Source organism: Nocardia acididurans (assembly GCF_016741815.1).
Taxonomy (GTDB): domain Bacteria; phylum Actinomycetota; class Actinomycetes; order Mycobacteriales; family Mycobacteriaceae; genus Nocardia; species Nocardia acididurans.
Map to the genome: position 1 here is coordinate 1 of NZ_JAERRJ010000012.1, position 20,033 is coordinate 20,033.

The following is a 20,033-nucleotide window of genomic DNA, read 5'->3' on the forward strand; positions in this document are numbered from 1 at the left end:
GCCGGTCGCGTACATGTGGTGCGCCCACACGGCGATCGAGAGGGCCGCGATACCGAGCGTCGCGTAGACCAGGGTGGTGTAGCCGAAGATCGGCTTGCGCGAGAACACCGGGTAGATCTCGGAGACGATGCCGAAGAACGGCAGCGCGATGATGTACACCTCGGGATGCCCGAAGAACCAGAACAAATGCTGGTAGAGCATCACACCACCGGATGCCGGGTCATAGATGTGACCACCGAGATGCCGGTCGTACGCGAGAGCCATCAACGCGGCGGTGAGCAGCGGGAAGGCAAGCAGCACAAGCACGCTCGTCACCAGGATGTTCCAGGTGAAGATCGGCATGCGGAACAGCGTCATACCCGGGCAGCGCAGGCAGACCACGGTGGTGATCATGTTGACGCCACCGAGGATGGTGCCCAGACCCGAAACCGCGAGGCCCAGGATCCACAGGTCCGCGCCGACGCCCGGCGAGTGCACGATGTCGGACAGCGGGGTGTAGGCGGTCCAGCCGAAGTCGGCCGCGCCGCCGGGGGTGATGAAGCCCGCGGTCGCCATGGTGCCGCCGAACAGGTACAGCCAGTAGCTGAACGCGTTCAGACGCGGGAACGCTACGTCGGGCGCGCCGATCTGCAGCGGCAGAATGATATTCGCGAAGCCGAACACGATGGCCGTCGCGTAGAAGAGCAGCATGATCGTGCCGTGCATGGTGAACAGCTGGTTGAACTGTTCGGGCGACAGGAACTGCATGCCCGGGCGCGCCAGCTCGGCACGCATGAGCAGGGCCATCAGGCCGCCGACCATGAAGAAGGACATGGCCGTCACCAGGTACATGACGCCGAGAACCTTCGGGTCCGTCGTCGTGACCATCTTGTAGATAAACGAACCCTTGGGACCCACGCGCTGTGGGTAAGGCCGAGCCGCCTCCACTTGACGGACTGGCTGTGGCTCTACGGCAGTCACAAATCCTCCTGATCAGGCCTTCTGGTCGTTCGTACGCGGGGCTTCCGGCGTCCGGTTCGGCAGGCGCACGAACGACGGCGGGCTTAGCGCTTCATGGATCGTAAACCGTGCGCCCGACCGGGTCGCGGGCTGGTCCTACTCTGTGTCGTAATTGGGCGGTGGGACAGACGGCTGTACGCTGCCAGCCATGCCGGTGCGCGAGTCCGCTTCTACCCGAATCACGTTCGCCTCCACCCGCACCCCCGCGCGACGTTTGCGCACCTGGGGGGTGGTCCTGGCGGCGCTACCGGCGCTGCTGGTGACCGCCTGCGGCGGCGGTGATGACGCCGAGAGCTCGATTGTGAAGACCACCACCAATATCGCCGGTGCGGGCGTGGTGGGGCTGGAACGTGATACGCGCCAGGCGTGCGCGCTGCCGAGCACGGCCGATCCGGGCTCCGGTGCGACACGGTCGATCACACATGCGGCGGGTACCTCGGAGGTGCCGAGCGATCCGAAACGGATTGTGGTGCTGTCCACTCCGGCGCTGGACGCCGCCTGCACGCTGGGCCTGTGGGAGCGAGTCGTCGGCGCGGCGACCATCTCCGGGCCGACCGCGCAGCCGTCCTATCTGGGCTTCGGCATCTCGGAAATTCCGGGCGTCGGCGCGGTCGCCGCACCCGATCCCGCCAAGATCGCCGAACTGAAGCCGGACGTGATCATCGGCTCCGGCGCGGACGGCAACCTCTACGACCAGTTGCGCGGCATCGCCCCCACCGTGCTGGTGGGCAGCGAGAACGGCTGGCAGGCCGAATTCACCGCCATCGCAACGGCGCTGGGCCGCAAGAACGCCGCCACCCAGGCCCTCGAGGACTACCGCACCCTGGCCCGCGATATCGGCAACCAGGTCGCCGCCAACCTCACCCAGGCCTCGGTCCTGCGCTTCGACGCCGACGCCATCCAGGTGCAGGGCGGCAACACCTTCGCCGGACTGGTCCTCGGCGACGCCGGCGTCCAGCGCCCGCAGCCGCAGCGCGCCGACTCCTACGACGTGACGAGCCTGAGCACCCAGGCCGACCGCGACAAGGTCGACGGCGACATCATCTTCGTCATGTTCAACGGCCCCGACGGCCGGGAGTACGGCGAATCCACCCTGCGCGGAGACGATTTCAAGGAACTCGGCGCCTCCGTGGACAAGCGCGTGTTCGCCGTCGAGGACACCATCTGGCACGGCTCCGGCGTCACCGCCGCCCGCGCCCTGCTCACCGACATCCGCGGCACCCTCAACGGCTATGTGACGGACTAGTTTTCACTGGCCTGCCTGTAGAACACCAACGGCCCGCTCCGGATTCGGAGCGGGCCGTTCGCATGTCGTTCCAGGAACTCAGAACTCCCAGTCCTCGTCCTCGGTGTTGACGGCCTTGCCGATGACGTAGCTCGAGCCCGAGCCGGAGAAGAAGTCGTGGTTCTCGTCGGCGTTCGGGGACAGGGCCGACAGGATCGCCGGGTTCACGTCGCACTCGTCCTTGGGGAACAGACCCTCGTAGCCGAGGTTCATCAGCGCCTTGTTGGCGTTGTAGCGCAGGAACTTCTTGACGTCCTCGGTGAGGCCGACCTCGTCGTAGAGGTCCTGGGTGTACTCGACCTCGTTCTCGTACAGCTCGAACAGCAGCTCGAAGGTGTAGGACTTGAGCTCTTCGCGCTCGGCCTCGGAGACGAGCTCGAGGCCCTTCTGGTACTTGTAGCCGATGTAGTAGCCGTGCACGGCCTCGTCGCGGATGATCAGGCGGATCATGTCGGCGGTGTTGGTGAGCTTGGCCCGCGAGGACCAGTGCATCGGCAGGTAGAAGCCGGAGTAGAAGAGGAACGACTCCAGCAGGGTGGAGGCCACCTTGCGCTTGAGCGGGTCCTCGCCGTTGTAGTACTCGAGCACGATCTCGGCCTTGCGCTGCAGGTTCCGGTTCTCCTCGGACCAGCGGAAGGCTTCGTCGATCTCACGGCTGGAGCACAGCGTGGAGAAGATCTGGCTGTAGCTCTTGGCGTGCACCGACTCCATGAACGCGATATTGGTGAGCACCGCTTCCTCGTGCGGAGTCAGCGCGTCGGGGATGAGGCTGACCGCGCCGACCGTGCCCTGGATGGTGTCGAGCAGCGTGAGGCCGGTGAACACCCGCATGGTCAGCTGCTTCTCATTGGGAGTCAGCGTGCCCCAGGACGGGATGTCGTTGGAGACCGGGACCTTTTCCGGCAACCAGAAGTTGCCGGTGAGCCGATCCCAGACCTCGGCATCCTTGTCGTCCTGCACGCGGTTCCAGTTGATCGCTGAAACGCGGTCGATCACCTTCGTTACACGCATGGTCGTGTGGTCCACGGTCATCCTCTCGGCTCACCCCATCCTCGTGCCCAGAACACTACTACTGGTAGGTGACATCCTCGTGCAGGACAACATGTTGTGTCCTCGCGCTGTGCAGGGAGAATGCCGGAAATCGTGCCGACGGGCACGCCGCACGCAGGAAAACTACAGCGGTGGAATTTGTCACAGCAGAGCGGGGCGGTGGATCACACCGCCCCGCGCAGGGTTTGCCAATTGGATGCTAGATGCCGAGCACCAGCTTCGCCGTCATGAAGTAGATGATCAGGCCGGTCGCGTCGACCAGCGTGGTGACCATGGGCGCGGAGATGACCGCCGGATCGATGCGCAGCTTCTTGGCCAGCAGCGGCATGGTGCCGCCGATGGTGGCCGCCCAGCCGCAGATGAGCACCAGCGTGATCGCCACCACCACAGCGATTTTCATGCCCACGAAGACCGCGCCGATCACCATGCCGACCGCCGCCAGCATGGTGCCCAGCAGCAGGCCCACCCGGCATTCGCGCCAGACCACCTTGAACAGATCCGAGACCCGGACCTCGCCGACGGCCAGGGCGCGCACACACGAAGTCGCCGCCTGCGCACCGGCATTGCCGCCCGCGCCGATCAGCAGCGGGATGAACAGGGCCAGGTGCGCGGCCTGCTCGAGCGTCGGCTCGAAGAAGTCGGTGACCGTCACCGTCAGCGTCGCCGCGACCAGCAGCAGGGTCAGCCACATGGCCCGGTAGCGCGCCAGCTGGAACACCCCGGCCGCCATGTAGTGGCCCGCCCATGGCGTCGTACCCGCCTGGCGCGCAACGTCTTCCGAGTCGGCGGCCTCGATGACCTCCACCGCGTCGTCGATGGTGAGCAGGCCGACGAGGCGGTCCTCGCTGTCCACCACGGGCAGGTTGATCAGGTTGGCGCCCTGCATGAGTCGCGCCGCCTTCTCCGCGGAATCGGTGGCGCGCACGAACATCGGCTCGGATTCGACCAGATCGGCGATCATGGCGTCCGGGGAGCTGAGCACGATATCGCGCAGTTCGACCACGCCGATGAGACGACGGCCCGCATCGACAACCGGCAGGGTGTAGACGGTTTCGGCGTTGGCGCCCTTGGTGCGCACCATCTGCAGCGCCTGCGCGACCGGCAGATTACGCGGCAGCGCAACGACTTCCGGCGTCATGTAGAGGCCGACCGAACCCTCCGGGTAGCCCAGCAGGGCGGCGGTCATCTTCCGTTCACGCGGACTCAGCCCGGCCAGCACCTTCTTGGCAACCTTGGCGGGAGCTTCGCGCAGCATGCGGGCGCGATCGTCGGGATCCATCTCCTCGACGAGCTCGCGGAAGCTCTGATCACGCAGACCGTGCAGGATCTGCTGCTGATCGACGGGCTCCAGCTCCTCGAAGACGTCGAGGGCGCGGTCCTTGTCCAGCAGGCGGAAGGCCATGCCCGCCGAGACGGCGTCCATCCGCGCGAGCTGATCGGCGATGACATGCGGCGGATGGTTGTCCAGCCACTCCAGGGTGGCGGCCACATGATGGCAGTCGGCGATGTCGCGCAGCGAATCCGCCTGTGCGCGAAGGGAATCGCGCACAGGATCGGTGAGCACGGTGGTGTCGTTCGCGGGCAGGGCCGGGCGAACAGGCAACGTCGAAACGACGGGCAGATCGGTCTGCGTCATGGCGGAACCTCAGCCGGAACGGCGAGTCAGGGGTGAACGGATGGAAGCACCAGGTCACACCGCGAGGCACCGACCCCGCTGCCGCACAGAAATACTCAGCAGAACGAGAGGACGGCGCCGCGCGGCCTTCGACTGGGGGGTTCGCTACGCATGCAACCCACCTCCTCGAAGCCGTCGTGCACCGATAACGTTCACCCGCCACGCGGCGGGCACAAACACAAAAAGTGTCCTCGTGCAGGATACATGCCACTGTAGAAACACGCCCATCGGCCCCGGCGTGTGCCCCGCGCCACGCCGTCGCAACGAACTTCCGGCAACCTCTCGACCCGCCCACCCCTCACATGAGAAGGTCGACCGGACGGCGAATGAACGTCGAGCCTCCGGCCCATCATTTTCCGATAATTTCGGGGTCACGGCCCGGTCGCAGGCATTGGGCACATGACCGGGATGCCTTACGCTCTGCCTCCGTGCGTGTATTGGTTCTCGAGGATGACCAGCAACTTTGCCGTGAGGTCACCGATGGTTTGCGTTCGGCCGGGTTCGCGGTGGACCTTGCGCACGACATCGCCGACGCCGACTTCAAAATCGCCATCAACAAGTACGACTGCCTGGTCGTGGACCGCGGACTGCCCGACGGCGACGGGCTCGACCTGGTAGCGGGCGCCCGGCGCGCCGGGCACACCGTGCCCGCGCTGATTCTCACCGGCCGCGACGGGCTCCACGATCGGCTCGACGGATTCGAGCAGGGCGCCGACGACTACCTGACCAAACCGTTCGCGCTACCCGAACTCGTGATGCGGGTACGGGCGCTGTGCCGCCGGCAGCAGCAGCCCACCGCGTCGCGAATGGCGTTGGGCGACATCGACATCGATCTCATGCGGCGGCGCGTCTCGCGCGGCGGCATCATGTTGACGCTCACGCCCAAGGAATTCGCGGTGCTCGAACTCATCGCCACCCGGCGCGGACAGGTGGTGTCGCGCACCGACCTCATCGAATGCTGCTGGGACGAAATGGCCGAGCCCGCATCGAATGTCGTGGACGCCGTGGTCGCCAAGCTGCGGCGCAAACTCGGTGAACCCTGTGTGATCGAGACCGTGCGCGGCACGGGATTCGTCATCGCGGAGGCCGTGTGAGTTCACATCGCGCCCCCACCGTCGCCCGGCTGCGGCACGCCCGCTGGCTGATGACCGGCATGGTCACCGTGATCACCGCGACCGTCGTGGTGGCGCTCGGATACGTCACCGCGTCACTCGACGAGAAGACGCGGACCCAGACCGTGGACCTGCGGGTCGAGAAGGTCGCGGGCGGGCTGGCGCGGGCCGTCCAGCACGACGGCAACGGGGTCCTCGACCTCACCACCATTACCGAGGACTCCCTGGCCCTCGGCAGCACCGCCGTGGTGGTCGCCGTGCGCCTGCCCGGAGAACCCTGGAAGCAGGTGCACACCTTCGAACGTTCGCTCATGCCGAGCGACACCGAAATAGCCACGCTCGCAACACAAGCCGAAGACGATTCGGACGGCTTCCTCTACGTGCCGCTGCTGCGCGACGCCACCGACATCACCGGCCGGGAGGTGCGCGTGGCGGGCGTCCCGGTGTACTGGACGGATTGGGACGCCGTCGTCATGATCCTGGCCGCCGACGAGCGCATGGAGGATCCGCAGGATCACACGAAACTGCTGTGGGCCTTGGGAATCGGGGGCGCGCTACTGGTCGCGCTGGCCACCGCCGCCGCCTACCTGATCTCCGGTCGCAGTCTCGCGCAGGCGCTGCGCATGCTCGACGAACACGAACAGTTCCTCGGCGACGCCGCCCACGAATTGCGCACTCCCCTCACGACTTTGAAGCTGCTCACCGAATCGCGGCCGAAACCCGAAGAGGTGGAACACACCCTGGCCGAGGCCCGCCGCCTCGCCGATCGGATGGCCCGCCTGGTCACCGGCCTGCTCGCCCGCGCCCGCCTGCAAGCCGGCATCGCCGAGCCCGAACGCATCATGCTGCGCCTGGACCAGCTCGCCGAAGCGGTCGCCGAGGAGTCCGACGACCCGCGCATCGTGGTGACCGCCCACCCCTCCGTCGTGGTCGGCGACCCCAGCCTGCTCAGCCTCGCCATCCGAAACATGTTGGAGAACGGCCTGACTCACGGCGCGGTCAACCGTTCCGCACCGGTGGAGGTGCACGTCGCCGAGGGCCGCGTCAGCGTCCGCGACCACGGCCCCGGCGTCGACCCGGTCATGTCCGCCAGCCCGTTCAACCGCGGTGCGGCGGGCCGGACCGGCCGCAACGGCATCGGTCTGGCGCTCGTCGCCTGGGTGGCGCAGGCCCACGGCGGGAACGCCTCCATCGAACCGGCCGCGGGCGGCGGCACCATCGCCACCCTGTGGCTGCCACCGGCCGATATCACCATCGGCATGAACACACCCGCTCGCGTCTAGGGTCGCAAAGGTATTCGTAGTCGAACGCCGGCACCCCCTATCCTTTCGGCCGTGAAACGGCGGTTCGGCCCGCGTGATCCCGGCCCCTGTGCTGAGCTGGGATCGTGCAGCTGAAATCGCTGACCATGGTGCGCCACGGGGAAAGCACCGCCAACGCCGCGCTGGCCGTCGCGCAGCACGCCGGTGAGGCGGAATTCGACAGGAACACAAGGGATCCCGACACGCCCCTCTCCGAACTCGGCCGCGAACAGGCCGCAGCGGTGGGAGCCTGGCTGGCCGGGCAGCCCGTGCCCGACACCATCCTGACCTCCCCCTACGTCCGCGCCAGGCAGACCGCCGACATCGCCCTGCGATCCGCCGCGCACACCCCCCTCCCCGTCCCCACCCCGCCCTTCCCGCCGATCCGCCAGGACGAACGCCTGCGAGACCGCGAGAACGGACTCCTGCGCGGACTCACCGCCTCCGGCATCCAACAGCGATTCCCGATCGAGCACCGCGAACGAAATCGCCTGGGCCGCTTCTACTACCGCCCACCCGGCGGCGAATCCTGGACCGACGTAGCCCTGCGCCTGCGCACCCTGCTCCCCGAACTCGAAGGCCACGTCCTGGTCTTCGCCCACGACATCATCGTCGTCCTCACCCACTACATCCTCGCCAACCTCGACGAACCCACCATCCTCACCCTGGAATCCGCCAACCGAGTCGCCAACGCCTCCGTAACCCGCTGGGATCGAACAGATTCCGGCCTACAACTGACCTCCTACAACAACACCTCCCACCTGACGAGTTCACCGACACCAGACATCTGAAAACAATCAGCGAGAGGACCGCTATCCGAGGGTTCGTTCACCGCGGCGCGAGCCCTGCGCAATGCCCTCGCTCACCTGCCCCACGACATCGCGGTCCGCGCCCTGCCCGACGAATTCCGTGGGTGGATGTCATGCCCGCTGACGCACAAGCGGAGTTCGTGCGAGACTTCGCCAGCGCATTCCAGGCTTGGGCAGAGCTCGGCGAATGGTCCGTCCTCTCCCAAACAATCATCGAATGGCGCAGCACTGCAGCCATTTTCGCCGACACTGGGCTCGCCGACCGACTCAGCGGACCACTGGATGGCGACTTCGGCGCGGTACCCGAACCCATAGAGGAAGGCTCGGATGTCGGCGAGGATAGGTGACCGATCGCCTGGGTCTCGCAGGCCGGGTGCGGGCATCCCAAATCGACTGAGTGACAGTGTGGGAGCTATCCATCTCCGGCCGCCGCAATCATTTTCTCGGGCGGCTGCTTTCGTGGAACCGCCTAGTCGAGGGTCCATTCTCGTCCGGCGGGCCAGTCGGTGCCCGCCGGCGGGGCGGGGTCGTATTGGATGCCACGGCGGACCCAGCGGGCCCGGTTGTCGCCGGCCAAGCGCTGGAGGAGGTGGAGGGACATGTCTATGCCTGCGGAGACGCCTGCGGAGGTGATGATGTCGCCGTCGTCTACGAAGCGGTCGTCGGGGCGGACCTGGATGGACGGGTCGATCTGGGTCAGGACGTCGAGGGACATCCAGTGGGTGGTGGCTGGGCGGTTGGCGAGCAGGCCCGCCGCCGCCAGGACGAGCGCGCCGGTGCAGACGCTGGTGATCAAGGGGATGCGGGGGCGCTCGGCTTGGAGCCAGGCGAGCATGGAGTCGTCGTGGACCAGGGGCCTGGTGCCCAGGCCGCCGGGGAAGATGAGGACGTCCATGTCGGGGACCGTGTTGAAGGAGTAGTCGGGGGTTACTCGCAGGCCCTTCGCGCACTGGAGGGGGAGGCCGTCGCGGGAGACTGTGAAGATCTCCCAGCCGTCCTGCGGGCAGGTCAGGGTCCAGAAGGCCAGGACTTCCCAGGGGCCGGTGAAATCCAGTTCCTCGACGCCGGGGAAGAGGAGTACGCCGATCTTGCGTGTGCCGTCAGCCATGGTGTCGATCGTGCCATCGGAGGGCGCGATCGGCGCGGAGGCGGTGTGGTCCGTCAGGCGCAGGCGGGTGAACTGCCGCCGGTCCCGGTGACCTGCATGCAGACCCAGTCCTTGGTGAAGCGCCACGCGCCGTCCTGCGGCACGAAGGCGATGAGCATGGGCACCGCGCCGCTCGGTAAGGTCATGGTGGTTGTGGCGAACAGGCTGCCGGAGCCGCGGTCGGTGACCTTGTCGACGGTGACGGTGGTCGACGCGTCCGCGTAGATGCGCGCCAGCTTGGTGATCAGTTCCGGGTCCGCGTCGTCGCCCTCGACCCGAAGGCCCTTGTCGGAAGCCGGGATCGCCGGATCCAGTGCGGTGCCGATGAGGCCGGTCAGCTCGGCCGGGGTCGGGATTGCCGGGGCGGTCGGCGGCACGGGGTTGACGATGTCCGGCACGGTGTCGGGGTACAGCGCTACCGCGAGGTTCATCCACAGCGACGGCGCTCCGAGGAACAGCAGGGTCTGGAGTGCGGGCGTGTACTGATTCACCGTCACCGCGACGCTGATCTTCCGGTCCGGGTGGTACATGGTGATCGCCGTATAGCCGAGCACGCCGCCGGTGTGACCGATCCAGGTCGCCGCGCGCATCAGGCCGAGCCCGTACTCGAGTGGCGCGCCGTCGGCCATTCCGGTGGTGAAAGTTGTTCGCGCCCGCTGAGTTTCAGGACGCAGCAGGCGGCCCTCGCCCAGCTGGGACGCGTAATCCGCGAGGTCGGTCACAGTGGAGGTCAGCATCCCCGCCGCGCCCCAGACTCCGGGTGACGTGCGCTGGGTGACGTCGCGCCGCACGGTGCCGTCGTATGCGTAACCATGGCTCTCGGGAGCGGGTACGTTCGCGTCGCCGGGATACACGGTGCCGGTCAGGCCGTAATCGCCTGCGAGACCGTTGATCACGTCACGAACTGGGCGGCCGGTGACCTTCTCCAGTACGACGCCGAGGAGCACGTACTCCGAATTCGAGTACTCGGTGGCGGTATCGGGTGGCGTCGCCTTGTCCGGGTGGGTGCGCAGGATCCGCAGGGAGTCCTCCACCGTCCACTGCGCGGCCGCTTCGCCGGCCAGCACCTGGGGCGCGAACTCCGGATTCCGGTTGTACGGGTATACGCCGCCGCGCATGCCCAGCAGGTCGCGCAGAGTTATGGTGTCCCCGTTGGGGATTCCGTCGACGTACCTGCTCAGATGATCGTCGAGGGACAGCTTGCCCTCGTCGGCGAGCCGGAGCACGGCGGCTGCGGTGAAGGTCTTGGTGATGCTGCCGACGCGATACCGATCCCGGACATCGGCACGGCGGCCGGTTTCGACATCAGCGAAACCGTATGCGCGGCTGAAGGTTCCGCGTTCCGGGTCGATGATGGAGACCGCCGCACCGGGAATCAGGCCCGCGTCGATGCCGGTCTGCATGATGCGGTCGATGGTGGCGATCACATCCGGCGGGAAAGCCTTGGGCGGCAATCGATCAGTGGAACCGCATCCGGTGACCAACAGTAGTGCGGCCGTCGCGACAGCCGCCCACAGTCGTAGTGCGCGCATGCCGATGCCGTTGTTTCCGGACACGACTCCCCCTTCACCCCCGCAAGGCACAACCGCCCCGATGTTTCTCCGGCTCTGCCCTAGCCATGATCATCTCCGACTCTACCGGCGGAAGCCGATCGGCTCAGCCCCGTGCTGCCGCAGCGGCGAATCAACCGGCCTACCGTGGCGGATGCCGAACCGGCCCGCCCGCGAAATAGCGAAGGGCCGACGACCCCGCGACGCAGAAGGGCGCTCCCGGAAACCGGGAGCGCCCTTCACGACGAAACCGTCAGAGCATGCAGCTCACGCAGCCCTCGACTTCGGTTCCCTCCAAAGCCATCTGGCGGATGCGGATGTAGTACAGCGTCTTGATGCCCTTGCGCCAGGCGTAGATCTGGGCCCGGTTGACATCGCGGGTGGTGGCGCTGTCCTTGAAGAACAGGGTCAGCGACAGGCCCTGGTCGACGTGCTGGGTGGCCGCCGCGTAGGTGTCGATGACCTTCTCGTAGCCGATGTCGTAGGCGTCCTCGAAGTATTCGAGATTCTCGTTGGTGAGGTAGGGGGCCGGGTAGTAGACGCGGCCGATCTTGCCTTCCTTACGGATCTCGATCTTGGAGGCGATCGGGTGGATCGAACTGGTCGAGTGGTTGATGTAGGAGATCGACCCGGTCGGGGGCACGGCCTGCAGGTTCTGGTTGTAGATGCCGTGCGCCATGACCGACGCCTTCAGTTCCCGCCAGTCGTCCTGGGTAGGGATGTGTACGCCCGCGTCGGCGAAGATCTCGCGCACCCGGTCGGTCTTGGGCTCCCACGCCTGCTCGGTGTACTTGTCGAAGTACTCACCCGAGGCGTACTTGGACTCGGGGAAGCCGCCGAAGTACGAACCGCGTTCCTTGGCAATGAGATTCGACGCCCGCACCGCGTGGTAGGCCACGGTGTAGAAGTAGATGTTGGTGAAGTCGACGCCTTCTTCGGAACCGTAGAAGACGTGCTCACGCGCCAGGTAGCCGTGCAGGTTCATCTGCCCCAGGCCGATGGCGTGGGATTCGTTGTTGCCCTGCTCGATCGACGGCACCGAGTAGATGTGCGTCTGATCCGACACCGCGGTCAGCGCGCGGATGGCGGTCTCCACGGTCTTGCCGAGGTCCGGCGAGTCCATGGTCTTGGCGATGTTCAAAGAACCGAGGTTGCAGGAGATGTCCTTGCCCACCTTGGAGTAGGACAGATCGTCGTTGAATTCCGACGGCGTGGACACCTGCAGGATCTCCGAGCACAGGTTGGAGTGCGTGATCTTGCCGGCGATCGGGTTGGCGCGGTTCACGGTGTCCTCGTACATGATGTACGGGTAGCCGGATTCGAACTGCAGCTCGGCGATGGTCTGGAAGAACTCGCGCGCCTTGATCTTCGACTTGCGGATGCGCTTGTCGTCGACCATCTCGTAGTACTTCTCGGTGACATTGATGTCGGCGAACGGCACGCCGTAGATGCGCTCCACGTCGTACGGCGAGAACAGGTACATGTCCTCGTTCTTCTTCGCCAGCTCGAAGGTGATGTCCGGGATCACCACGCCCAGCGACAGCGTCTTGATGCGGATCTTCTCGTCCGCGTTCTCGCGCTTGGTGTCGAGGAAGCGGTAGATGTCGGGGTGGTGGGCGTGCAGGTAGACCGCGCCCGCACCCTGACGGGCACCCAGCTGGTTGGCGTAGGAGAACGAATCCTCCAGCAGCTTCATGATCGGGATGACGCCCGAGGACTGGTTCTCGATCTTCTTGATCGGTGCGCCGTGCTCACGAATATTGCTGAGCAGCAAGGCCACACCGCCGCCGCGCTTGGACAGCTGCAGGGCGGAGTTGATGGAGCGCCCGATGGACTCCATATTGTCCTCGATGCGCAGCAGGAAGCAGGACACCGGCTCGCCGCGCTGCTTCTTGCCCGAGTTGAGGAAGGTCGGGGTGGCGGGCTGGAAACGCCCGTCCATGATCTCCTCGACGAGTTCGCGCGCCAGCTTCTCGTCACCGGCGGCCAGGGTCAGCGAGACCAGGCAGACGCGGTCCTCGAAGCGCTCCAGGTAGCGCTTGCCGTCGAAGGTCTTGAGCGTGTAGCTCGTGTAGTACTTGAACGCGCCGAGGAAGGTCGGGAACCGGAACTTCTTGGCGTAGGCCTGCTTGAACAGCGACTTGATGAACTCGAACGAGTACTGGTCGAGGACCTCGGACTCGTAGTAGTTCTCCCGCACCAGGTAGTCGAGCTTCTCCTGGAGGTTGTGGAAGAAGACCGTGTTCTGGTTGACGTGCTGCAGAAAGTACTGGTGCGCGGCCTCGCGGTCCTTGTCGAACTGGATCTCGCCATTGGGGCCGTACAGGTTCAGCATCGCGTTGAGCGCGTGGTAGTCCAGCCCCGCGGTGCTGGAGTCGCCGCTCACGGGGCGCTCTACGCGGGCAGTCTTTCCGACCGGTGCGGTAGTCGTTGCCAAAACAATCCCAATCCCTCTCGGACGCGCTCGACGTCCTCGGCAGTTCCCATGAGTTCGAAGCGATATAGGTACGGAACCCCTGCTTTGCGCGAGATGACTTCTCCCGCATAGCAGTACGTATCGCCGAAGTTCGTATTGCCGGCCGCGATCACGCCCCGCAGCAGTGCGCGGTTGTGTGGATCGTTGAGGAACTTGGCCACCTGACGGGGCACGAATTCCTTGTCGGATCGCTGACCACCCAGAACGTGCTTACCGCCGCCGTAGGTGGGGACGATAAGCACGTAGGGTTCGTCGACGCGAAGTGAGTCGGCAGTATGTAGCGGTATGCGGACGGCGGGTAGTCCCAGCCGTTCCACGAAGCGGTGCGTGTTCTCCGAAGCGCTGGAGAAGTAGACCAGATTCGGTGTCCCAGAGGACATCTCGGTCATCTTCCCTCCTTTCGACGGAGGCTCCCGCGTGCGTCAGGCGACGGCGACAGCGCTGGCGAGCGCCTTGATGCGGTCCGGGCGGAAGCCGGACCAGTGATCGTCACCGGCGACGACGACGGGGGCCTGCAGGTAGCCCAGGGCCATCACGTAGTCGCGGGCTTCGGGGTTCTCGGAGATGTCGATGACGTCGTACTCGACACCGGCCTTGTCGAGGGCGCGGTAGGTGGCATTGCACTGAACACAAGCGGGCTTGGTGTAAACGGTGATGGTCATTGGTATCCCCTTCTCCTGGCCTTCTGTCCGTATGCAGTGCACGGCTGAAAACAGAACCACGTTCTTGATGCGCAAACCCCTGGAAGCGAAGCCGAAGCCCCTGGTCGCGCGGTCCGGTTCGAGGCGGGTCCGGCGCGGCTTTCCAGCTCCCAAGACACTACACCTAGTGGCCGACAGAATCATCCAACACGACATGTTGCGACTCACAAAGATGGAATTCGGTTGGCGTAAGTACCTGGACAGTCGATTCGCAACTCGACACGACTGAGGTGTAGATCACAATTTGGGCATTCAGCACATTCCCAGCAAACTCACCATTCCCGCTGATCAACACCGATCACACGAGTCACAGGGGCGACCCGAATCCTGGGGTTCCCGGGGTTCCGCGGGCTCGGAATCGCGCTGCCCCCAATATCCGGGGCAGCCGACGCGTCGGCGTGTCGCGGGGTTCCGGCACAACATCTCGAGGCAGCCGGAGGACGACAGCGGATTCAGCCGATCGTGTAGCTCGCGCCATCGACCGGGCCGGGCATCAGGAAGCGATTGGTCGCCGCTATGCCGTAGGCCAGCGGGCCGTAGTCGGCCAGCGGGCGGCCGTCGATCCGGATATCGGTGAAGGTGATGGGGGTGAAGCCGGGCAGGGCGGCATTGAGGTGACCCTCGACCACGACCTCCGCGGTCCGCGCCGGAGCGGTGGACGGCTCCACGGTGGTGCGGGTCCAGCCGCGGCTGCGGTTCTCCAGCGTCATGGTGTACGCGCCGCCGTCCCAGGAGACCTCGGCGTGCATGGTGTCGCCGGGGCGGACCTCGGCATCCGCATAGGTGACCGGCGGCGCCGGGTAGCCCTCCCACCACGCGTCGTGGATCTGCTCGGTTTCGCAGGCGTCCGGGAAAACGCCGGTGGCGCACAGGGAGTCGGCCGCCGCGCCGAAGCCATTGGAGACCCGATCCCCCGCCTGCATGACCAGGCCCGCCACCCGTGGGTCGGCGTAGGCGAGGTCGGCGGCGAGATTCTCGATATGCAGTCCGGGCAGCGCGGCGTAGACGGCCGCCTCGCTGACGCACAGGGATTCCGCGCCGGTCTGCATGAGCGGCAGGGCGGTGCGGCCGTCGAGTCCGGCCGCGCCGTTGAGGCCCACCCACGGCACCACGCGCTGGAAGGTGCCGGGATTGAGGCAGGTGATGGCGGGCTGCACCCAGGTGGCCGACACCTGACGGAAGTCGCCCTTCACCACGTATCCGGCCCAATTGCCCACGTGCACGGGGACATTCGATTGGGCTGCGGCCGGGGCCGCCTGCAGGGTGGCCGCGACGGCCAGCACTGCGCAGCCCGGTGCGATCGCACGGGCCGCATGGCGCCAGAGTGAGTTGCCTGAAGATAGCTTCATGCGCAGAAGCTACCTCGCAGCCTCACACAACAGCGTGAGGCCACGGTTGAAAAACCGTGGCCTCGTGCTGGATTCAGCTATCTACGACTTCGATGCCAAATATTCGCCCGTCAGGCTTGCACCTTCACGGCGGCAGCCTCGGCGAGCAGCCGGACCGTGGCGGCCAACTGGGTCAGGGCCTCGGCGTCATCGGCCGGATGCGTCTCGACGAAGCGCTGGCCGATGGTGCCGAAGTGCTGCGAGGCCTCGTCGATCACCGCCGCGCCCGCGACGCCCAGCGCCTTCACGGCGTCCCCGTGCGACCACTTGGCGGCGTTCTGGCTGATCGACGCGCTGATCACGGCGGTCGGGCGGCCCTTGAGCGCACCCTCGCCGTACGGCCGCGAAGCCCAGTCGATGGCGTTCTTCAGCACGGCCGGCAGGGTGCCGTTGTATTCGGGGGTGACCAGGAGCAGGCCGTCGGAGGCGGCGACGGCGTCACGCAGCGCCCGAGCGGATGCGGGCACCTTGCCCTCGGCATCGAGATCCTCGTTGTAGAAAGGAATATCGGCGAGGCCCTCGTAGATGACTACGTCCACACCCTCCGGGGCGGTGGAGGCCGCGGCCTCGGCGAGGCGGCGGTTGATGGACGCGGCGCGGAGGCTGCCGACGAGAACGAGAAGGCGGGTCTGCGACATGATGATCACTCCTGGGGTGCTGATCCAGCGGCGGAACTTTCATGACACACTAACCGGACTACGGTCCGTTTACATTCCCAGGGGTTGGAGTAGCGCACTGTGAACCGCGACACACCACTCGACCGGCCGCAGCCCGAACCGCTGTCGATCGGACCCATCGGCGTCACCCGCGGGAGTTCGCTGCTCAGCGAAGGGCAGGAACGCAGCGACGCCGCCCGCAACCGGCAGCTGCTGCTCGACGCCGCCGAAGCGCTCGTGCGCGAACAGGGCGCGGAGGCGGTGACCATGGACGCCGTCGCCAAACGCGCGGGCGTCGGCAAGGGCACCGTGTTCCGGCGCTTCGGCAATCGATCCGGGCTCATGCACGCCCTGCTGGATCAGTCCGAGAAGAAGCTACAGGCTGCCTACATGTTCGGCCCGCCGCCCCTCGGGCCCGGCGCACCCGCCATCGAACGGCTCGTCGCCTTCGGCCGGGCGCGGCTGGCCGGCATCGAGGTCGAGGGCGATGTGCTGCGCGAGGCCTCCAGCAATGCCGAGCGATACTCCGGCGCGCCCTACAACGTGACGAAATCCCATGTGGCGCTGCTGCTCCGGCAGGCGAACACCCCCGGCAACACCAACCTGCTGGCCGACACCCTGCTGGCGGCGCTGGACGCCGGGCTGGTGCTGCATCAGCATCGCGTCCAGGGGTACACGCTGGAACAGATCGGCGACTTCTTCGAGAGCCTCGTCCGCCGGGTCGTGCCCGTGGACGCGCAGTAGAGTGAGCCGCATGGGGAACCTGCGCGAACAGATCATCGCCGAGTTGGGCGTGCTGCCGTCCATCGAGCCGAAAACCGAAGTGCGACGGCGCATCGACTTCCTCAAGGAGTATCTGCGCGCCACGCCCGCCAAGGGATTCGTGCTCGGCATCAGCGGCGGACAGGACTCCACCCTCACCGGACGGCTCTGCCAGCTGGCCGCCGAGGAACTGCGCGCCGAAGGGCACGACGCCACCTTCGTGGCGGTGCGGCTGCCCTACGGCGTGCAGGCCGATGAGCACGACGCGCAGATCGCGCTGCGGTTCATCCAGCCGGATCGGTCCCTCGTGGTGAACGTCAAACCCAGCGCCGACGCCGCCGGTGCGGAAGCCGCCCTCGGCATCAAGGAACTCCTCGGCGAGGACACCCGCCTGCGCGACTTCGTGCGCGGCAATATCAAAGCCCGCGAACGCATGGTGCTGCAGTACGCGGTGGCGGGCCAGCTCAACCTGCTGGTGGTCGGCACCGACCATGCCGCCGAAGCCGTCACCGGCTTCTTCACCAAGTTCGGCGACGGCGGCGTGGACATCACCCCGCTCACCGGACTCACCAAACGCCAGGGCGCGGCCCTGCTCCAGGAACTCGGCGCACCGCCCAGCGTCTGGCAGAAGGTCCCCACCGCCGACCTCGAGGACGACCGCCCGGCCCTGCCCGACGAGGAAGCCCTCGGCATGAAATACACCGAGATCGACGACTACCTCGAGGGCAAGGACGTCACCCCCGAGATCGCCGCCAAGGTGGAGAAGATCTTCCTCAACACCCGCCACAAGCGCGCGGTGCCGGTGACGCCGCTCGACGACTGGTGGCGCTGACCCCACTCCAGACCTCGTGCCCGCTCCGCTGTCGCGGAGCGGGCACACCTGTGAGATGACGGGGCCACACTGCTCAGCCGAGGGCACACCTCTGAGATGACGGGGCCACACTGCTCAGCCGAGGGCACACCTGTGAGATGACAGGGGCCACACTGCTCAGCCGAGGGCACGCCGGCCCGGTTGTGCCTTCAGGGGTTCTTGAAGCGGGACAAATGCCACTGCTCTGTGGGGCTTGCGGGCGGCAGTATCGACGGAATGAGAGGTTCCACGATCTTGGCTGTTGCCATTGCCGTGATGACCGCGGCGCATGCGGGGATCGGGGCTACCGGGTCGCACGATGCCGAATTTCTGGCGGGGGTCGGGGTCGAGCCGACATCGCCGTGGCCGCATCGGGATTCGGGGAATGGGCAGCGGTTGATCGCCGATGGGAAGCGGGTGTGCTCACGGCTGCGGGAGGGGGTTCCGGTGGTGGCGACCGACCGGTGCGGGTTCGAACGGCGGCTGATCGCCGCCGCCATCGCGGCCTACTGTCCGGAATTCGCTGGGCGGCAGCCGAACTCGCGGTGAGTCAGCAGATCGAGCCGGGGGTCGCGGCGGTGGCGGCGAGCAGATCGCGGATCAGGTCGTAGTCGATGGTGTCGGGATTGCGGAAGCGCAGGCAGGATTTGCCCATGTCGTGACCGGCCAGGCGGTCGGCGAAGGCCGCTCGGAGGTCGTCGCGCAGCACATAGACGGAGATGTACTGCTTCTGACTGGCGATGGCGACCCCGGCGCCGTCACGTTCGTAGGTGGGCATGCCGTAGGACATGAACTCGGTGAAGCCGGGGAGCTCCGTGCGGCACAGGTCGCGCAGGCGGGACAGGGCCGCGCGGCGGGCGTCCGGGAGTTCGGCCAGATAGTCGTCGACGGTGGCCGCGGCGCTGCTGACCATGGCCTAGCCGCCCGCGAACGGCGGGAGGACGTCCACGCGGGGCGTCAGTGGGGTTGTCGCGTCCCTGGTGAGTTCGTCACCGATGAGGTAGGCGCAGACGCCGAGCATCTTGTCGAGATCGCCGCCGTAGGCGGAGACCAGGGTGGTGCGCAGGTCGGCGACCGTGGAACCGGTGGGGAGATCGAACTGCTCCCGGTCCTTGCCCACGGCGTCGGCGATAGCGGCGAAATAGCGGACCTCAACCACCAATGGCTCCCATCGATCGTTCGGGCGGGACGAAATCTGCGGCGTTGATACCGTGCCCCGCCCACTTGTGCCACATCGCGCCGCGCCAGAGGGCGGCGATCTCGGCATCGGATGCGTTGGCGCGCAAGGCTCCTCGAATGTCGTACTCCTGATCGGAGAACAGGCAGGAGCGGATGCGGCCGTCGGCGGTGAGGCGGGTGCGATCACAGTCGGAACAGAAGCTGCGGGTCACCGAAGCGATAATGCCGACCGTAGCCGGACCACCGTTGACCAGCCATTGTTCCGCCGGAGCCGACGGGTCGTCGCGGCCCACCTCGGTGAGTTCGAAACGCTCGCCGAGGACCCCGAGGAGCTCCTCCGCGGTGATCATGTTCGCCCGCGCCCACTCCTGATCGGCATCCAGCGGCATCTCTTCGATGAAGCGCAGTTCGACGCCCTCGTCCAGGCACCAGGCGAGCAGATCCGCTGCGCCGGTGAGGGTTTCACGCATGAGCACGGCGTTCACCTTGACCGGGGCCAGGCCCTCGCGATGCGCGGCGCGGATGCCCTCCAGCACCGAGTCCAGCCGGTCGCGGCGGGTGAGGCGGGCGAAGCCTTCGCGGTCGACGGTATCCAGGGAGATATTGATGCGGTTCAACCCCGCCGCCGCTAGTTTGCGGGCACGATGCTGGAGGCCCACGCCATTGCTCGTCATGGCCAGCGGCGTATCCGGAAGCTCGGACCGGCAGCCGGCGATGATCTGCTCGAGGTCGCGGCGCATGAGGGGTTCACCGCCGGTGAAGCGGACCTCCTCGATGCCGAGTTCCCGCACGGCCAGCACCACCAGCCGCACGATCTCCGCGGTGGTGAGCAGTTCCTCGGCGGGAATCGCGGGCAAACCCTCTTCCGGCATGCAGTAGGTGCATCGCAGCGAGCATTTCTCGGTAATGGAAACGCGCAGGTCACGAGCGGTTCTTCCGAAACGATCCACCAGGAACGGAGTATCGGGGCGGCCGTCCATCGAAGGTCGCCCGGCTCGCACGGCAGGCATGCCCATCACGACCACGGTCACGCGACCATTATGTCCGCCTTGGCAAGACCCCGTATGCAGGGCGGACCCGGAATGTCTCTCCT

Annotated in this window: 21 protein-coding genes; 8 read left to right on the forward strand and 13 right to left on the reverse strand. The window is 66.5% G+C overall.

Annotated features, from left to right (window positions below; all coding sequences use genetic code 11):
- On the reverse strand, positions 1–960 hold a 960-nt coding region (locus JK358_RS28610), incomplete at its 3' end, for a cbb3-type cytochrome c oxidase subunit I (RefSeq protein WP_201953654.1).
- Positions 961–1,147: 187 nt separating this feature from the next.
- Between JK358_RS28610 and JK358_RS28615 the strand changes: the two genes are divergently transcribed.
- Positions 1,148–2,245 (forward strand): ABC transporter substrate-binding protein, encoded by a 1,098-nt coding sequence (locus JK358_RS28615; RefSeq protein ID WP_201953657.1) that lies wholly within the window; start codon positions 1,148–1,150, stop codon positions 2,243–2,245.
- 78 nt (positions 2,246–2,323) lie between these two features.
- Here JK358_RS28615 and nrdF read toward each other — a convergent pair whose 3' ends face one another.
- Together nrdF and mgtE are read right to left on the reverse strand one after the other, a co-directional pair.
- Positions 2,324–3,295 (reverse strand): class 1b ribonucleoside-diphosphate reductase subunit beta, encoded by a 972-nt coding sequence (gene nrdF / locus JK358_RS28620; RefSeq protein WP_201953660.1) that lies wholly within the window; start codon positions 3,293–3,295, stop codon positions 2,324–2,326.
- Positions 3,296–3,533: 238 nt separating this feature from the next.
- Positions 3,534–4,970: a magnesium transporter gene (mgtE, locus tag JK358_RS28625; protein WP_201953662.1), complete on the reverse strand. Its 1,437-nt coding sequence runs from the start codon at positions 4,968–4,970 to the stop codon at positions 3,534–3,536.
- 467 nt (positions 4,971–5,437) lie between these two features.
- Here mgtE and JK358_RS28630 point away from each other — a divergent pair, with 467 nt between their 5' ends.
- The 4 genes from JK358_RS28630 to JK358_RS28645 all read left to right on the forward strand — a co-directional run bounded on the left by JK358_RS28630 (position 5,438) and on the right by JK358_RS28645 (position 8,578).
- Complete coding sequence (locus tag JK358_RS28630) at positions 5,438–6,103, forward strand: response regulator transcription factor (RefSeq protein WP_201953665.1); 666 nt, start codon at positions 5,438–5,440, stop codon at positions 6,101–6,103.
- Positions 6,100–7,404 (forward strand): sensor histidine kinase, encoded by a 1,305-nt coding sequence (locus JK358_RS40460; RefSeq protein ID WP_201953669.1) that lies wholly within the window; start codon positions 6,100–6,102, stop codon positions 7,402–7,404. The genes JK358_RS28630 and JK358_RS40460 overlap by 4 nt, the downstream gene beginning before the upstream one ends.
- A gap of 104 nt (positions 7,405–7,508) precedes the next feature.
- The gene (locus JK358_RS28640) at positions 7,509–8,213 is read left to right on the forward strand and encodes a histidine phosphatase family protein (RefSeq protein WP_201953671.1); all 705 of its coding nucleotides are present in this window, start codon (positions 7,509–7,511) and stop codon (positions 8,211–8,213) included.
- 131 nt (positions 8,214–8,344) lie between these two features.
- Positions 8,345–8,578, forward strand: coding sequence for a hypothetical protein (locus tag JK358_RS28645; RefSeq protein WP_201953672.1), 234 nt, complete (start codon positions 8,345–8,347; stop codon positions 8,576–8,578).
- 122 nt (positions 8,579–8,700) lie between these two features.
- Here JK358_RS28645 and JK358_RS28650 read toward each other — a convergent pair whose 3' ends face one another.
- From JK358_RS28650 to JK358_RS28680, 7 genes are all read right to left on the reverse strand, one after another.
- Positions 8,701–9,339, reverse strand: a complete 639-nt coding sequence (locus JK358_RS28650) for a DJ-1/PfpI family protein (RefSeq protein WP_201953674.1) — start codon at positions 9,337–9,339, stop codon at positions 8,701–8,703.
- 53 nt (positions 9,340–9,392) lie between these two features.
- Positions 9,393–10,934, reverse strand: a complete 1,542-nt coding sequence (locus tag JK358_RS28655) for a serine hydrolase domain-containing protein (protein ID WP_201953676.1) — start codon at positions 10,932–10,934, stop codon at positions 9,393–9,395.
- Positions 10,935–11,181: 247 nt separating this feature from the next.
- Positions 11,182–13,263 carry a class 1b ribonucleoside-diphosphate reductase subunit alpha gene (gene nrdE / locus JK358_RS28660; protein ID WP_232852122.1) on the reverse strand — a complete coding sequence of 694 codons (2,082 nt, stop codon included), beginning with the start codon at positions 13,261–13,263 and terminating at the stop codon, positions 11,182–11,184.
- Positions 13,264–13,322: 59 nt separating this feature from the next.
- Positions 13,323–13,784, reverse strand: coding sequence for a class Ib ribonucleoside-diphosphate reductase assembly flavoprotein NrdI (nrdI, locus tag JK358_RS28665; protein WP_372440754.1), 462 nt, complete (start codon positions 13,782–13,784; stop codon positions 13,323–13,325).
- Positions 13,785–13,826: 42 nt separating this feature from the next.
- Complete coding sequence (locus JK358_RS28670; RefSeq protein WP_201953684.1) at positions 13,827–14,066, reverse strand: redoxin NrdH; 240 nt, start codon at positions 14,064–14,066, stop codon at positions 13,827–13,829.
- 491 nt (positions 14,067–14,557) lie between these two features.
- Positions 14,558–15,454, reverse strand: coding sequence for a G1 family glutamic endopeptidase (locus JK358_RS28675; RefSeq protein ID WP_201953686.1), 897 nt, complete (start codon positions 15,452–15,454; stop codon positions 14,558–14,560).
- A 110-nt stretch (positions 15,455–15,564) separates the two neighbouring features.
- Positions 15,565–16,131 (reverse strand): NAD(P)H-dependent oxidoreductase, encoded by a 567-nt coding sequence (locus tag JK358_RS28680; RefSeq protein ID WP_201953690.1) that lies wholly within the window; start codon positions 16,129–16,131, stop codon positions 15,565–15,567.
- A 156-nt stretch (positions 16,132–16,287) separates the two neighbouring features.
- Here JK358_RS28680 and JK358_RS28685 point away from each other — a divergent pair, with 156 nt between their 5' ends.
- From JK358_RS28685 to JK358_RS28695, 3 genes are all read left to right on the forward strand, one after another.
- Positions 16,288–16,893 (forward strand): TetR/AcrR family transcriptional regulator, encoded by a 606-nt coding sequence (locus JK358_RS28685; RefSeq protein WP_201954377.1) that lies wholly within the window; start codon positions 16,288–16,290, stop codon positions 16,891–16,893.
- A gap of 10 nt (positions 16,894–16,903) precedes the next feature.
- Positions 16,904–17,743 (forward strand): NAD(+) synthase, encoded by an 840-nt coding sequence (gene nadE, locus JK358_RS28690; protein ID WP_201953701.1) that lies wholly within the window; start codon positions 16,904–16,906, stop codon positions 17,741–17,743.
- A 273-nt stretch (positions 17,744–18,016) separates the two neighbouring features.
- Positions 18,017–18,310, forward strand: coding sequence for a DUF732 domain-containing protein (locus tag JK358_RS28695; RefSeq protein WP_201953704.1), 294 nt, complete (start codon positions 18,017–18,019; stop codon positions 18,308–18,310).
- A 1-nt stretch (position 18,311) separates the two neighbouring features.
- Here the strand turns inward: JK358_RS28695 and JK358_RS28700 are convergent, their stop codons facing one another.
- From JK358_RS28700 to moaA, 3 genes are read right to left on the reverse strand one after another with little or no spacing between them, the layout of a single operon-like run.
- The gene (locus JK358_RS28700) at positions 18,312–18,674 is read right to left on the reverse strand and encodes an iron chaperone (RefSeq protein WP_201953708.1); all 363 of its coding nucleotides are present in this window, start codon (positions 18,672–18,674) and stop codon (positions 18,312–18,314) included.
- A gap of 3 nt (positions 18,675–18,677) precedes the next feature.
- Complete coding sequence (locus JK358_RS28705) at positions 18,678–18,920, reverse strand: MoaD/ThiS family protein (protein WP_201953711.1); 243 nt, start codon at positions 18,918–18,920, stop codon at positions 18,678–18,680.
- Complete coding sequence (gene moaA, locus JK358_RS28710; protein ID WP_201953713.1) at positions 18,913–19,971, reverse strand: GTP 3',8-cyclase MoaA; 1,059 nt, start codon at positions 19,969–19,971, stop codon at positions 18,913–18,915. Before moaA ends, JK358_RS28705 begins: the two co-directional genes overlap by 8 nt.
- Positions 19,972–20,033: the final 62 nt, after the last annotated feature.

Coding starts and splice junctions, on each gene's coding strand:
- JK358_RS28615 (WP_201953657.1), top strand. CDS start 1,148: ATGCCGGTGCGCGAGTCCGCTTCTACCCGAATCACGTTCGCCTCCACC.
- nrdF (WP_201953660.1), bottom strand. CDS start 3,295: ATGCGTGTAACGAAGGTGATCGACCGCGTTTCAGCGATCAACTGGAAC.
- mgtE (WP_201953662.1), bottom strand. CDS start 4,970: ATGACGCAGACCGATCTGCCCGTCGTTTCGACGTTGCCTGTTCGCCCG.
- JK358_RS28645 (WP_201953672.1), top strand. CDS start 8,345: ATGCCCGCTGACGCACAAGCGGAGTTCGTGCGAGACTTCGCCAGCGCA.
- JK358_RS28650 (WP_201953674.1), bottom strand. CDS start 9,339: ATGGCTGACGGCACACGCAAGATCGGCGTACTCCTCTTCCCCGGCGTC.
- nrdE (WP_232852122.1), bottom strand. CDS start 13,263: ATGCTGAACCTGTACGGCCCCAATGGCGAGATCCAGTTCGACAAGGAC.
- nrdI (WP_372440754.1), bottom strand. CDS start 13,784: ATGTCCTCTGGGACACCGAATCTGGTCTACTTCTCCAGCGCTTCGGAG.
- JK358_RS28670 (WP_201953684.1), bottom strand. CDS start 14,066: ATGACCATCACCGTTTACACCAAGCCCGCTTGTGTTCAGTGCAATGCC.
- JK358_RS28675 (WP_201953686.1), bottom strand. CDS start 15,454: ATGAAGCTATCTTCAGGCAACTCACTCTGGCGCCATGCGGCCCGTGCG.
- JK358_RS28680 (WP_201953690.1), bottom strand. CDS start 16,131: ATGTCGCAGACCCGCCTTCTCGTTCTCGTCGGCAGCCTCCGCGCCGCG.
- nadE (WP_201953701.1), top strand. CDS start 16,904: ATGGGGAACCTGCGCGAACAGATCATCGCCGAGTTGGGCGTGCTGCCG.
- JK358_RS28700 (WP_201953708.1), bottom strand. CDS start 18,674: ATGGTCAGCAGCGCCGCGGCCACCGTCGACGACTATCTGGCCGAACTC.